The 12022-nt window shown below is 71.3% G+C and carries 15 protein-coding genes; 7 read left to right on the top strand and 8 right to left on the bottom strand.

Annotated elements, in window-relative coordinates; all coding sequences use genetic code 11:
* On the top strand, positions 1–666 hold a 666-nt coding region (locus VAE46_RS03725; protein WP_322795574.1), incomplete at its 5' end, for a class I SAM-dependent methyltransferase.
* Here the strand turns inward: VAE46_RS03725 and VAE46_RS03720 are convergent.
* The 5 genes from VAE46_RS03720 to VAE46_RS03700 all read right to left on the bottom strand — a co-directional run bounded on the left by VAE46_RS03720 (position 659) and on the right by VAE46_RS03700 (position 5065).
* A complete protein-coding gene (locus tag VAE46_RS03720; protein ID WP_322795573.1) occupies positions 659–2035 on the bottom strand; it encodes a serine aminopeptidase domain-containing protein in 1377 nt (458 codons plus the stop codon). The two genes, VAE46_RS03725 and VAE46_RS03720, sit on opposite strands and share 8 nt — an antisense overlap.
* 46 nt (positions 2036–2081) lie before the next feature.
* On the bottom strand, positions 2082–2651 hold the full coding sequence (gene rfbC, locus VAE46_RS03715; protein ID WP_322795572.1) for a dTDP-4-dehydrorhamnose 3,5-epimerase: 570 nt from the start codon (positions 2649–2651) through the stop codon (positions 2082–2084).
* Between the two features lie 6 nt (positions 2652–2657).
* Positions 2658–3695: an NAD(P)-dependent oxidoreductase gene (locus VAE46_RS03710; protein WP_322795571.1), complete on the bottom strand. Its 1038-nt coding sequence runs from the start codon at positions 3693–3695 to the stop codon at positions 2658–2660.
* Positions 3696–3760: 65 nt separating this feature from the next.
* Positions 3761–4618, bottom strand: coding sequence for a dTDP-4-dehydrorhamnose reductase (gene rfbD, locus VAE46_RS03705; RefSeq protein WP_322795570.1), 858 nt, complete (start codon positions 4616–4618; stop codon positions 3761–3763).
* Between the two features lie 51 nt (positions 4619–4669).
* Positions 4670–5065 (bottom strand): PPOX class F420-dependent oxidoreductase, encoded by a 396-nt coding sequence (locus VAE46_RS03700; protein ID WP_322795569.1) that lies wholly within the window; start codon positions 5063–5065, stop codon positions 4670–4672.
* A 112-nt stretch (positions 5066–5177) separates the two neighbouring features.
* Between VAE46_RS03700 and VAE46_RS03695 the strand changes: the two genes are divergently transcribed.
* On the top strand, positions 5178–5807 hold the full coding sequence (locus tag VAE46_RS03695) for a thiamine diphosphokinase (RefSeq protein ID WP_322795568.1): 630 nt from the start codon (positions 5178–5180) through the stop codon (positions 5805–5807).
* Positions 5808–5916: 109 nt separating this feature from the next.
* The gene (locus VAE46_RS03690; RefSeq protein WP_322795567.1) at positions 5917–6756 is read left to right on the top strand and encodes a hypothetical protein; all 840 of its coding nucleotides are present in this window, start codon (positions 5917–5919) and stop codon (positions 6754–6756) included.
* A gap of 106 nt (positions 6757–6862) precedes the next feature.
* Here VAE46_RS03690 and VAE46_RS03685 read toward each other — a convergent pair whose 3' ends face one another.
* Positions 6863–8074, bottom strand: a complete 1212-nt coding sequence (locus tag VAE46_RS03685; protein ID WP_322795566.1) for a hypothetical protein — start codon at positions 8072–8074, stop codon at positions 6863–6865.
* A gap of 159 nt (positions 8075–8233) precedes the next feature.
* On the opposite strand from VAE46_RS03685, the gene dapA reads away from it, so the two are divergent.
* The 3 genes from dapA (at position 8234) to VAE46_RS03670 (ending at position 9756) form a co-directional block, all read left to right on the top strand.
* Complete coding sequence (dapA, locus tag VAE46_RS03680) at positions 8234–9124, top strand: 4-hydroxy-tetrahydrodipicolinate synthase (RefSeq protein WP_322795565.1); 891 nt, start codon at positions 8234–8236, stop codon at positions 9122–9124.
* Between the two features lie 66 nt (positions 9125–9190).
* Positions 9191–9484: a hypothetical protein gene (locus tag VAE46_RS03675; RefSeq protein ID WP_322795564.1), complete on the top strand. Its 294-nt coding sequence runs from the start codon at positions 9191–9193 to the stop codon at positions 9482–9484.
* Positions 9484–9756: a DUF433 domain-containing protein gene (locus tag VAE46_RS03670; RefSeq protein ID WP_322795563.1), complete on the top strand. Its 273-nt coding sequence runs from the start codon at positions 9484–9486 to the stop codon at positions 9754–9756. The genes VAE46_RS03675 and VAE46_RS03670 overlap by 1 nt, the downstream gene beginning before the upstream one ends.
* A gap of 5 nt (positions 9757–9761) precedes the next feature.
* Here the strand turns inward: VAE46_RS03670 and VAE46_RS03665 are convergent, their stop codons facing one another.
* Both VAE46_RS03665 and VAE46_RS03660 read right to left on the bottom strand, forming a co-directional pair.
* Entirely contained in the window at positions 9762–10622 is an 861-nt protein-coding gene (locus VAE46_RS03665) for an anti-sigma factor domain-containing protein (RefSeq protein WP_322795562.1), read from the bottom strand.
* Between the two features lie 10 nt (positions 10623–10632).
* Positions 10633–11292, bottom strand: coding sequence for a sigma-70 family RNA polymerase sigma factor (locus tag VAE46_RS03660; protein WP_322795561.1), 660 nt, complete (start codon positions 11290–11292; stop codon positions 10633–10635).
* Between the two features lie 152 nt (positions 11293–11444).
* Here VAE46_RS03660 and VAE46_RS03655 point away from each other — a divergent pair.
* Positions 11445–12022 (top strand): S1C family serine protease (locus tag VAE46_RS03655; RefSeq protein WP_322795560.1); only part of this gene is annotated, 578 nt, incomplete at its 3' end.

Genomic DNA, 12022 nt, shown 5'->3' with positions numbered 1-12022 from the left:
CGGCTGCGGCGGGCGGGGCTGGGCACCCGGGTTGTGGGGGTGGAGATCGACCGTGCGCGGGCCGAGCGGGCAGGCGCGTGGGCGCGGCCGGGGCTGGAGTTTCGGCACGGCGGATTTAATTTGCCGCTGGGCGAGGGGGAAGCGGCGGTGGTGGTGCGGGCGTTCAACGTGCTGCGGCAGTACACGCCGGGAGAGGTGACGGAGGCGCTGGAGGAGGTCGCTGCCGGGATGGCGCCGGGCGGGATGCTGATCGAGGGGACGTGCGACCCCTGGGGGCGGCTGGCCTGCTGGTGGGCATGGGAGCGAACGGGGTCGCAGCGCCTGCCGTGGGGCGAATGGCCGGAGCCGCCGCTGCGGCGGCGCTGGCTGGTGCTCGGCGCGCGCATGCCGGGCGTGCTGAGCCCGCGGGCGTTCCAGCCCTACCTGCCCAAGGAGCTGATCCACGAGGCGGAGCCCGGCGGGGTGCTGGACGGCATGTTCGCGGCGTGGGAGTACGGCTGGGTGCGCGCTGCCGGGGCGCCGCCGCGGGAGCGCTGGCATGCTGGGCTGGCCGGCCTGGCGGAGGCCGCTCCGCTGGTACGCTGGCCAGCGCTCGAGCGGCGGGGGCTGGCGGTGGTGCGGGCGGATGCGGGGCCGCTGGCGGCCGTGCTGCGCGGGGTCAGTTGACGGTCCCCGGGTCGCCGGGGCGCAGGGGGTTGGTGAACTGCCGGCCGATGTCGCTGAGGTCGCCGGAAAGGTCGTCCCCGGCGGGGCGGACGCCTTCGCGCACCCAGCGGACGAGGTCGTCGAAGGCGGTCGTGAGCTCCCGGGCGCTGAACTTGCAGTGCCCGCCGGCGCGGATGGCGCGCTGCACGAGCAGCTCCTCGGTGCCGGCGGCGCGCGCCTTCGCGAGGTACGACTGCTCGAGGGAGATGGGCACGAAGAGGTCGCCGGTGTTGTGCAGGGTGAGGAGCGGCGCGGTCAGGCGGCCGGTGGTGGGGACGGCATCGGGGTGGGCCTCGGCGTTTCGGGCGGCGGGGTCGGCGGGGAAGCGGCGGACGCCGGCGTTGAGCTCTTCGGCGGAGACGCCAAGGCCGGGGTCGATGGCGTAGGCGACACCTTCGTTGGTGGCGGCGCGGTTTACGAGGAGCCTGCGCTCGGGGTCGAGCATGGCGAGGCCGAAGTTGACGGCGTACTGCTCGGCGAAGCCTTCGGCGAAGAAGGGGCGTGGCCCGCCGGTGAGGTGTTTCACGGCGGAAGCGAAGGCGCGCCCGGCGGCGGTGGGGGCGGCCGGGGTGCCGAGGCGCAGGGGGAGCTGGACGAGGAAGGTGGAGGTGAGGTCGGCGCCGGGGACGCCGATGGGGAACGTGAGGCCGGAGAAGTACTCGGCGAGGGCGACCCAGGAGACGAGGTAGTCAATTTGTTCGATGCCGCCGAGGGCGCCGCAGAGGGCGAGGCCGCCGTCGTAGACGCCGGGGTGGTTCTCGAGGGCGAGGGCGACGACGTTGCCGCCCATGGAGGCGCCGACGAGGTACGTGCGGGCGGGTTTGCCGAACTCGGCGGTGAGGTGCTGGAGGAGCGCGAGGGTGTCGTCGGCGCCGATGCCGGGGACGTAGCCGTTCTCGCTGTAGCTCGAGGCGGCCCAGGCGAACCCGCCGGCGATGAGGTGCTCGCGGAGGGCGCGCGGCGGATTTTCGACCGCGACTTCGGTGCCGAACCCGGCGAACCCGTGGGCGTAGAGCACGAGTTCGCCGTTCCAGGCATCGGGGATTTCGATGCGATAGGCGGCGCGGCCGAGGATGCCGTAGTGCGCGGACGCGCCCGGGAGCGCGCTGAAGGCGGGGTCGCGGGGGGTGGTAGCCACCCCGGCGGAGGTGCCGAGCGGTCGGAAGGCCGCGGCCGGGGAGGGTGAGGCAGGGGCCCGGGTTTCGGCTTCGGCGGCAGGCGTTGAGGTTGCGGCGGGGGTGGCGGCCGGGGGCGCGGCGGCATCGCTGCAGGCGCCGACCAGCACGGCGAACGCGGCGACGGCGGCGAGCAGCCAGCGGGGCAGGGCCATGCCCCTGAGGATAGCGCCCGGCGGACGGGGCGGGGTCAAGGGGCGGTCAGGAGGGCTGGTAGCGGAAGGCTGGCTTCTCGAGGTACTGCTTGAGGCTCATGCCGTTCTGGTCGCGCTGGGAGAGGACCGGGTTGGTGATGGGCCAGGGGACGCCGATATCGGGGTCGTTCCAGGCCACGGTGCCCTCTGAGGGCGGGGAGTAGAGGCCGGTGCACTTGTACTGGACTTCGGCGGCCTCGGAGAGGGTGAGGAAGGCGTGGCCGAAGCCCTCGGGCACCCAGAGCTGGCGCATGTTCTCGGCGGTGAGTTCGATGGCGAAGTACTGGCCGAAGGTGGGGGAGCCAACGCGGAGGTCGACGGCGACATCGAGGATGGCGCCGAAGGTGCAGCGCACGAGCTTGCCCATCGGGGCGGTCATGTCCTGGTAGTGGAAGCCGCGGAGGACGTTGCGGCCGGAGCGGGAGTGGTTGTCCTGCACGAAGTTGGTGGGCAGGCCGTGCTGGCGGAAGCGCTCCTGGTGGTAGACCTCGATGAAGAAGCCGCGCTCGTCGCGGAAGAAGTCGGTATCGATGATGAGGACGCCTTCGAGCGGGGTGGTGGAGACGTGGATATCCATGCGGGGTCAGTCCTCGAGGGGTTCGAAGATGTGGTGGGTGGCCTGGTAGGCGGGGCGGGCCTCTTCGAGCAGCTGCATCCAGGCGATGTTGTAGTAGCGCGGGTGGCCGAGCTGCTCGATGGGGACGGAGCGGTAGGTTTCGACGAGCTCGGCGACGGCCTGCTCGGCGGTGGTCGGGAGGTCGATGCCCAGGCGGCTGCGAAGCTTTTCGCCGGAGCAGCGGTAGTTGCGGACGATGTTGGGCAGCGGGCCATCGACGAGGGCGACGGGCTGCCCGAGGCGGACCAGGGCGGCGGCGACGACCTCGGCGAGCTGGCGGACCTGGTAGTTATCGCCGACGACGTTGAAGGTTTCGCCGGCGACCAGTTCGGAGGGGGCCTCGAGCACGGCGATGTGGGCATCGGCGAGGTCCTGGACGGCGACGAGGGGCCGCCACATACGCCCGCCGCCGTGGAGGATCAGCCGCTGGCGGACGAGGGCGTCCTTCACGAAGGTGTTGAGGACGAGGTCGAAGCGCATGCGGGGGCTGAGCCCGAAGACGGTCGCCTGGCGGAGGATGACGGGTTCGAAGTCGCGCCCGGCGTGGGCGAGGAGGGCCTGTTCGGAGTAGTGCTTGGAGGTGGCGTAGGCGCCGCGCGGATTCAGGGGCGACGACTCATCGAGGAGGGTATCGGCGTCGGGGGCGCCATCGTAGAGGGAGCAGGAGGAGCCGAAGACGAGGCGGCGGACACCGGCCGCGATGCACTGGCGGGCGATGGTGTCGGTGGCGGAGGCGTTCATTTGCCAGTTGGCCTCGGGGCTGAACTCGGCGGTCGGGTCGTTGGAGAAGCCAGCGAGGTGGTCGACGGCGTCGATGCCGTCGAAGAGCCCCTCGGGCAGGCGGCGGATATCGGCGTTGACCAGTTCGACGTTGGGGTGGCCGGCGTAGTGCGGGATACCCCAGAACATGCGGTCGACGACGCGGACGTGGTGGCCGCGCTCGAGGAGCTTCGGGACGAGGACGCTGCCGATGTAGCCGGCGCCGCCGGTCACGAGGATGCGCATGATGCCTCCGCGGGGCGGGCCATGCGCGGCCCGCATGTCGGAGGATGGTAGGGGAGGCGGCGGATTCAGGACAGGGGACCGTGCTTTTCGCGCAGGTAGCGTTCGAGGCCGAGCCGCCAGTGGGGCAGGCGCGGCACGCGTTCGGAACCCAGGACGGAGTAGGCGGGCCGCCGGACAGGCCCGCCGAACTCCGCGGCGGTGGTGGGCTGGCAATCGGGGGAGAGGCCGCGGAGTTCGAAGATGGCGCGGGCGAAGTCGTACCAGGAGGTTTCGCCGTCGGCGGCGAGGTGGACGGTCCCGCGGAGGCCGTCGCGGAGGTGGGGGAGGAGCGCCTCGGCGATGTGGGCCGTGTTGGTGGGGGCGGTGACCTGGTCGGCGATGACGCGGATGGGCTGGCCTTCGCGGGCGAGGCGGAGCATGGTTTCGACGAAGTTGCCGCCCTTGCCGGCGGAGCCTGCGAGCCCGTAAAGGCCGGAGACCCGGACGATGAGGTGGTCGGGGTTGGCGATGCGGACGGCATCTTCGGTGGCAATCTTGGCGGCGCCGTAGATGTTGACGGCGCGGCGGGCGTCGGACTCGAGGTAGGGCGTGCGCTTTTCGCCGTCGAAGACGTAGTCGGTCGAGAACTGGACGACGGCCGCGCCGGCCTCGCGGGCGGCGGTGGCGACGTTCCAGCCGCCGACAACGTTGACGGTCATGGCCGTGGCCGGGTCCTGCTCGCAGAGCGGGAGGTTGTGGAAGGCGGTGGTATTGATGACGACCCCGGGCCGCGTGCGTTCGACCAGGGCGCGGACCGCGGCGAGATCGGTCACGTCGGCGCCGGCGCGGGTGGCCGGGAGGAGGTCGATGCCGGGCTGATCACGCCAGAGGCGGAGGATATCGGAGGCGAGCTGGCCGTTGGCGCCGAGGAGGAGGATGCGCATGGCTCCCGATGCTAGCGGGCTGCGGCACCGGGAGCCAGCCGCAGGGGCCGCTCAGGGGCTGACCTGGACGTGTTCGGGCTGGATGCGGAAGATGACGCGCTGCTCGCCGGGCCGGCGGAAGGGGTAGCGGTCCTGGCCGAGGTACTTCTTCGCGAGCTTATCGATGTGGGCATCGGCGCCTTCGTGTGTGCGTTCGATGACGCGCCCGCGGACCTGGATGTAGCGATAGGGGTTCTGCTGGTCGGCGATCGAGAGGGCGACGCGGGGGTCGCGGTCGAGGTTCCGGGTCTTGACGCGGCCCTCAGCGGTGTTGACGAGGATGGTAACGCCATCGAGGTCGACCCAGACGGGGGTCACCTGGGGCGAGCCATCGGGCATGAGGGTGGCGAGGTGGGCGAAATTGGGGCCTTCGATGAGGTCGCGGTGCGTGGCGGGGATGGTCGCCATGGGGGTCTCCGTGCCGGGATTTGGTGTGCGGCTTCTCCACGGTAAGTGACGGGCGGGGCGGGCGTCGAGCCGGCGGCTCGCGCGATGGCGCGAATGCGGCTTGAATGGGGGCATGCGGGCACTGGTGGTCGCGCACGGGGAGGCGCCGTCGGCCGGGCTGATCCGGGAGCTGGCGGCGCGGGCCGGGCTGGTGGTGGCGGCCGATGGTGGCGCGCTGGTGGCGCTCGATGCGGGGGTAATGCCGGATGCGGTGGTAGGCGACCTGGACACGATGGACCGGTTCCCGGGGGCGGGCGTGCCGCGGGAACGGTTCGTGCGGGACCCGGACCCCGAGACGACCGACCTGGTGAAGGCGATCCGCTATGCCCTCGAGCTGGGCGCGGAGGCGGTGGATGTGGTGGCAGTCGGCGGCGGCCGGGCCGACCACGCGCTGGCGAATCTCTCGGTGCTGACCGTCTTCGCGGGGGTGGAGGTGGTGCTGCACGATGACCTGTTCGCGACCTGGCTGGTGCGCGGGGAGACGGAGGTGACGGGCGAACCGGGGACGGTGGTCTCGCTGATTGCGCCGGGCGGGGCGCGGGGAGTTCGCACCGAGGGCCTGCGCTGGAACCTGCAGGGCGAGGACCTGCCGTTCAGCCCGCGGGGCGTGCACAACGAGCTGGCAGCGGAGCGGGCGGTGGTACGGGTGGCGGAGGGGCGCCTGCTGGTGTTCCGCGGTCGCTGGGTGGAGCGGCACGGGTAAACGTTCGGTAACCGCTGGCGCCGGGGGCGTCACCCCGGGGAAGGCCCGGGCCATTGGAAGTGTGAGCGGCGGGAAACGCCGCCAACCTCTCACACAGGAGTGACCTGAGATGAAACTCTCGATTCGCGAGAGCCGGCTGGTTTCGGTGGGCGTGGCGAGCGCGATCGCCGTGGGCGTGATCGGCTTCGGCAACGCGGTGCTCGCACAGGAAGGCAGCGGCGATTCGGCGACACCGACCCCGACCACCGATGACGGCACGACGACGCAGGACTGCGTCGGCAAGGGGCTGCGGGTGCTCGGGGTGCTGCGGCACCTGGGCGAGAACCTGGGCCTGACGGCCGAGGAGATCCAGCAGGGGCGCGACGCCGGCCTGACCTGGGGCCAGATCATCGACCAGTACGGCAGCATGAGCGCCGCTGAAGCCAAGGCGCAGGCCCTGGCGAAGCTCCAGGAGGAGCTGGCGGAGAAGGTGGCGGAGGGCAAGATCACGCAGGAGGAGGCCGACCAGCGGCTGGCTGACGCCGGCGCGAAGATCGACGAGTGGCTGAACAAGACGCCGGCAGAGGCGCCGCTCGCTCCGGGCCGGGGCGGGAAGGGCCTGCCGGGCATTGGCAGGCTGGGTGAGGACCTCGGGCTGACGCGGGACGAGGTGCAGGAAGGCGCGGCGGCCGGGCTCACCTGGGGCCAGATCATCGACCAGTACGGGGATGTGAGCGCGGCTGAGGCGAAGGCGCAGGCCCTGGCGAAGCTGCAGGAGCGGCTGAATGAGGCGGTGGCGAACGGCCGGCTGACGCAAGAGGAGGCCGACCAGAAGCTGGCCGACGCGGGCGCGAAGCTGGATGCGTGGCTGAATTCGAAGCCGGGCAACCTGACGGGCCACCCGGGACGCGGCCGCGGGATGGGCTCGGCGATGCCGCTGACGCCGAGCTTCAGCATCCAGGTCCAGTAGGAGCGGGAGTTCCCTCCGTGGGCGCCCGCGGGACGGGCGGGCGCCGCCACAGCGAAGGCCCCGGTCGCGATGACCGGGGCCTTCGTTCGAGCGTGAGACGGGGGCGTCAGTTGGGGAGGACGACGCCGGGGTCGGGGTAGGTCTTTTGGTCGGCGTTGCCGGGGAAGGAGACGGTGGGCATGGTGGGAGCGATGTACTGGTCGAGGCAGACGTTCTGGTAGGTGACGCCGTAGCGGGTGGTGGTGCCGGAGCAGCGCGGGTCGCTGTGGCCGGAGACGATTTCGCCGAACTGGGTGGCGACGAAGGCGCCGCGGATGGGGTTGCGGAAGGCGTACCAGGCGGCCTCGAGGCGGCGGGTATTGCCGGTTTCGCCGGTGGGGATCCAGGTCGACTGGTCGTAGGCGGTGGCATTCTCACCGGGCGTGTAGAGGGTGGTGGCGCCGCAGATGGTCCAGCCGAAGTCCCAGGACCAGTCGGGCTCGCCGGGCGCGGAGTACCACTGCTCGCAGCCGATGCCCTGGGCGATGGAGGTGGCGTCGCAGACGGCGACGATCGGGCGCTGCTCTTCTTCGGGGAGGCTGATGGTGCGGCGCGGGACGCGGGAGCCGCCCTCGGAGGACGGACGCGGGTCGCCGGAGTTGTACCAGCCCTGCCAGAAGGAGACGTTGCCGGAGGGGTCGCGGGCCCAGACCTGGTAGGAGTGGTAGCGGCTCATGCGGTCGAGGGGGTTGGAGGCAGCGTGGACGCGGAAGTAGATATCGACGCCGTTGAAGCGGGTGGAGAAGCCCTTCATGGCGGTGTGCTTGAGGGTGTTCTCCTGGGGCGAGGTGTTGAAGGGGCCGCTAAAGCTGACGGTGTAGCCGGCGGCGGCGATCCAGTCGGGGGGCGGGTCGCCGTGTTCGTGGCCGGTGTTGCAGGGGCGTCCGTCGGGGCCGATGACCACGGGCGGGTGCCAGCGGTCCATCGGTTCGCCGCAAATGCCGACCGCGCCGGTCGAAGGCGGCGGCGTGGCGGACGGGGAGGGCGAGGGGGACGGCGACGCCGTCCGGGTGGGGGTCGGCGTCGGGGTTGGGGTGCGGGTCGGGGTCGGTGTGGCGACACGGCCGCGGCACTCAAGGCGAACCTCGGTGGTGTTGACGCGGCTGGCGGTCAGGCGGGTGCCGCCCTGGCAGCGGACGGTGAGGGAATCGCCCGGTGCGAGGGTGGCGGTGCTGGAGGCCGCGCCAGCGATGGAGATACCGGCGGCGACCAGCACCAGCGGGGCCGCGAGGATGGCGGCTCTTCGTGATTTGGCGATGCGTCCAAGACTTCGAATCATCAGCTACCTCCCGGGGGCATCGGTAGGTTCGGCGGTGGTCGGTGAACCGTGCATCGACGGGGTGTAACGCGCCGGTGAAATTCGGGGAAAGCGCCGTGACCGGCGGCCGCCAGGCGGCCGGGGAGTAGAATGGGGGGACTCGCGGCTGGAGTTTGAACGATGGCACATCTTGGCCGGTTGCTGACGGCGATGGTGACCCCCTACACCCCGGCGGGGGAGGTGGATACGGCGCATGCGCGCAGGCTGGCGCGGATGCTGGTGGAGCACGGGAACGACGGGGTGGTGGTGACGGGGACGACGGGGGAGGCGCCGCTGCTGACGGACGACGAGAAGTACCGCCTGTGGGCGGAGGTAAAGCAGGAGCTCGGCGAGGCGACGGTCATCGCGGGGGCAGGGACGAACGACACGCGCCATTCGGTGCACCTGGCGCAGCTGGCGGAGCGCGCCGGGGCGGACGGCATCCTGGCGGTGGTGCCGTACTACCTGAAGCCGTCGCAGGAGGGGATTTTCCGCCACTTCAAGGCGATCGCGGAGAGCACGAGCCTGCCGGTGATCATCTACAACGTGCCGGGGCGCGTCGGGACGGGGATGACGGTGGAGACGATCCTGCGCTGCGCCGAAGTGCCGAACATCGTGGGCAACAAGGAGGCGAACGGGGACCTGCGCCACACGGCGGCGGTGATGGAGGCGGCGCCGGCGTTCAAGATCTGGAGCGGCAACGACAACGACAACTTCCATCTGTGGTGCATGGGGGCGTGGGGGGCGATCAGCGTGACGGCGCACGTGGTCGCGCGGCAGCAGCGGCGGATGATGGAGCTTATCGATGCGGGGAGGGTGCTGGAGGCGGCGGCGATCCACCGGGCGCTCTGCCGGGTGACCGATGCATGCTTCCTGAACGGGAGCCCGAGCACGATCCGGTACGTGCTGCGTCGGCTGGGGTTCGACATTGGGGCGCCCCGGCTGCCGGTGGTGGAGCCGGACGAGGCCACCGGGGCGAAGGTGATGGCGGAGCTCAGCCGGCACGAGCTGGACGTGCCGGTGCGGGCCTGATCATCGATGCCTGCGGGCCGGCAGCCAGTCACAGTGTGGCGCGGGCCCTCCGAGGTGGCGGCGGAGGTGACCGCGGGCCGGCTGCGCGCGGAGGGGGTCGAGGCGGTGGTGGTGGGTTCGGGCACACCCTACCGGGCGACGGCCTTTCCCCTCGGCGGCACCTGGGAGATCCGGGTGCCACCGGAGGAGGCGGAAGCGGCGCGCATCGTGCTGGAGCTGGCCGGCGAGGCGGGGAACGTCGTCCCGGACGATGAGGGCGGCGAGTTGCTTACCGCCGACCAGCGGGCGACGATGTGGTTCGTCGCCGCGGGGCTGCTGGCCGTGCTGGTCATCGCGCTGGCGGTGGCAACCTGGAGGTGATGGCGATGGGTTCGCTGGACTGGCGGGAGTACGTGGTTTCGGAGGAGGGGGTGCTGGGCGGGCGGCCGGTGGTGCGGGGCACGGTGATCGCGGCCGATGAGGTGCTCGATGCGATCGCCGGGGGGCTGGATGTGGACGGGGTGGTCGCGCGGTTTCCGCAGCTCACGCGGGAAGCGGTGCTGGCGGTGGTGCAGTTCGGGCTGGCGCGGCACTATGCGGCCACCCGCCACCACATGCGGGGCCGCCCCTCGGACGCGCCCGGCCCGGGCTGAGGGCCTCAGTTTTCGTTCAGGCGGGAGAGTTCGGCGACGAAGAAGACGGCGGGGCCTTCGCGGACGGGGCTGCCGCCGGCGCGCTCGATGGTGACCACGGCGGTGTCGTAACTGGTGATGCCCTCGGGCAGGCGGGTTTCGTAGCGGGCGAAGCCGGCATCGTCGGGGCTGAAGGTGCCGAGGGAGTAGTAACGGCCGCCGGCGCTAACCCACAGCTGGTAGGTTTCGCCGGGGGGCAGCGGCTGGAGCTGGCTGGCCACGAACCAGACGCGCTTCTGGTCGTCGTCCCAGATGAGGCGCCCGATCGAGCCGCGGTCGGGGTCGACGGAGACGACTGAAGCAACCTGCGAGCGGGGCGAGATCAGGGCGATGAAGAGTTCGGAATCGGACTTGAGGGTTGCGCGGAGCTCCTCGGCGGCGGCCTCCTGGTCTTCGAGCTTCTGGGTGAGGGCGGCGAGGGCGACCTTCTGGGAGAGCGCTTCATCGATCTGGCGCTGGAGGTCGGCGTTCTGGGAGCGGAGGGCGTTGACCTGGGTGCGGAGGCCAAGCATGCCGGAGAAGGCGCCCACGGCGACGATGATGGCGGCGATGCCGGCGGCTGCCCTGCCGAGGGTAACGGCGCGCCAGAGCGGGCCGGGCCGGCGGATGCCCGTGGCGGCGAAGACGCGGTTGCGCAGCCGCGGCGAGGCGCGGCGGAGCGGCTGGCCGGCGGCGAAGAGTGCGGCGAGCCGTTCGGAATCGCGGACGATATCGCGGCAGGCGGGGCACTCGGCGAGGTGCAGGGCGATGGCGCGTTCGAGCTCCGGTTCCAGCGAACCGATGGCGTATTCGTCGGCCTGTTCCTGGGTGAGGTGTTCGGTGAGCATGGCAGGGGCGTTAGCGGAGGTGCTGGAGACCGCGGCGGAGTTTCTGCATCCCGAGGCGGATGCGCGTTTTGACGGTGCCAAGCGGCTCATGCAGAAGGGCCGCGATTTGCTGCTGGGTGAGCCCGCCGAAGTACGCGAGTTCGAGCACCTCCTGCTGCTCGCGGGGGAGGCTGGCGAGGGCGCGGCGGACGGCGAGCTGTTCGTCGTGGAGTTCGGCGGAGCGGAGCGGGTCGGGCTGAGGCTGGTGGAAGATGGGCTCCGCGTGCTCAGCGGGCTCGGCGATGGGACTGCCTTCCCGCTTCCAGCGGCGCCCGCGCGCGCGGAGCTCATCGACGGCGCGGTTGCGGGTGACGCTCATCAGCCACGAGATGAAGCGGCCGCGCTCGGCGATGAAGGTCTCAGGGCGGCGCCAGAGGCGAACGAAGACATCCTGGACGGTGTCTTCGGCGAGCCCGGTATCGCCGAGGATGCGGTAGGCGGCGGTGTAGACGAGGTCGACGTAGCGGTCGTAGAGGACGGCGAAGGCGTGCGGGTCGCGGGCGAGGATGGCGTGCATCAGGGCTTCATCCGTCCAGTCGGCGCGTTCGGCGAGTTCGGCAGCGGAAAGCCGCGAGAACTCGACCGTTCGATCGATGTTACGTATACCGGCGGCGGACGGATTGGGGTCCATCGCGATAGGCCTTTTGCATGGGCATGATACACGCGCCCGGGCGGGGCGAAAGCGGCTTTACGCGGCGGGGGAAAGAGCGCTTTGATCTTTACCGGGCGGTCCGGGGGCGGGCGGGAGACTGGAACCAGTTCAACACGACAGGGGAGAGCCCAGTGAACCAGGTGAAATGGATGGCTGCGGCGGGGCTGGCGGGCCTTGCGCTGCTCGGCGGGGCGGCCTGCTCCGATGCGCGGCCGGCCGACCAGGGCGCGACCGAAGCTGCAGGCGGCGCATCGACCTCGGCCGCAACGGCCACGCAGACGCCGCGGACGCAGGCGACGTCGCTGGCCGGGCGGGAGATGACGGTGGCCGAGCTGGTAGCGTTTGCGCAGGACGCGATTGTGCGGATTTCGACCGCGACGGGCGTGGGCAGCGGCTTCGTGGTCGGGAGCGACGGCTACATCATGACGAACGCCCACGTGGTCACGACGGCCACCGGGCGGACGGCATCGCAGGTGACGGTGACGATGAACGACGGCGCCGAGTACCCCGCGACGGTGGTGGGGGTGGATAGCCGGGCGGACATCGCGCTGCTGAAGGTCAACGCGAGCGGACTGAAGGCGCTGGAGTTCGCGAACCTCGATGAGGTCGTGGTCGGGCAGGACGTGGTGGCGATGGGCTACGCGCTGGATCTGCAGGGCGGCGAGACCGGGGCGTTCAGCGTGACGCGCGGGATTGTGAGCCAGAAGAA

It is taken from the genome of Tepidiforma sp. (assembly GCF_034433535.1).
In the GTDB taxonomy this organism is placed as follows: domain Bacteria; phylum Chloroflexota; class Dehalococcoidia; order Tepidiformales; family Tepidiformaceae; genus Tepidiforma.
Note: the sequence above shows the minus strand (reverse complement) of the source record. Positions and strands in the feature narration are given on the sequence as shown.

Excerpts from the sequence above, each read along its gene's own strand:
- VAE46_RS03720 (WP_322795573.1), bottom strand. The coding sequence starts at position 2,035 with ATGGCCCTGCCCCGCTGGCTGCTCGCCGCCGTCGCCGCGTTCGCCGTG.
- rfbC (WP_322795572.1), bottom strand. The coding sequence starts at position 2,651 with ATGGATATCCACGTCTCCACCACCCCGCTCGAAGGCGTCCTCATCATC.
- VAE46_RS03710 (WP_322795571.1), bottom strand. The coding sequence starts at position 3,695 with ATGCGCATCCTCGTGACCGGCGGCGCCGGCTACATCGGCAGCGTCCTC.
- rfbD (WP_322795570.1), bottom strand. The coding sequence starts at position 4,618 with ATGCGCATCCTCCTCCTCGGCGCCAACGGCCAGCTCGCCTCCGATATC.
- VAE46_RS03700 (WP_322795569.1), bottom strand. The coding sequence starts at position 5,065 with ATGGCGACCATCCCCGCCACGCACCGCGACCTCATCGAAGGCCCCAAT.
- VAE46_RS03695 (WP_322795568.1), top strand. The coding sequence starts at position 5,178 with ATGCGGGCACTGGTGGTCGCGCACGGGGAGGCGCCGTCGGCCGGGCTG.
- VAE46_RS03690 (WP_322795567.1), top strand. The coding sequence starts at position 5,917 with ATGAAACTCTCGATTCGCGAGAGCCGGCTGGTTTCGGTGGGCGTGGCG.
- VAE46_RS03685 (WP_322795566.1), bottom strand. The coding sequence starts at position 8,074 with ATGATTCGAAGTCTTGGACGCATCGCCAAATCACGAAGAGCCGCCATC.
- dapA (WP_322795565.1), top strand. The coding sequence starts at position 8,234 with ATGGCACATCTTGGCCGGTTGCTGACGGCGATGGTGACCCCCTACACC.
- VAE46_RS03670 (WP_322795563.1), top strand. The coding sequence starts at position 9,484 with ATGGCGATGGGTTCGCTGGACTGGCGGGAGTACGTGGTTTCGGAGGAG.
- VAE46_RS03665 (WP_322795562.1), bottom strand. The coding sequence starts at position 10,622 with ATGCTCACCGAACACCTCACCCAGGAACAGGCCGACGAATACGCCATC.
- VAE46_RS03660 (WP_322795561.1), bottom strand. The coding sequence starts at position 11,292 with ATGGACCCCAATCCGTCCGCCGCCGGTATACGTAACATCGATCGAACG.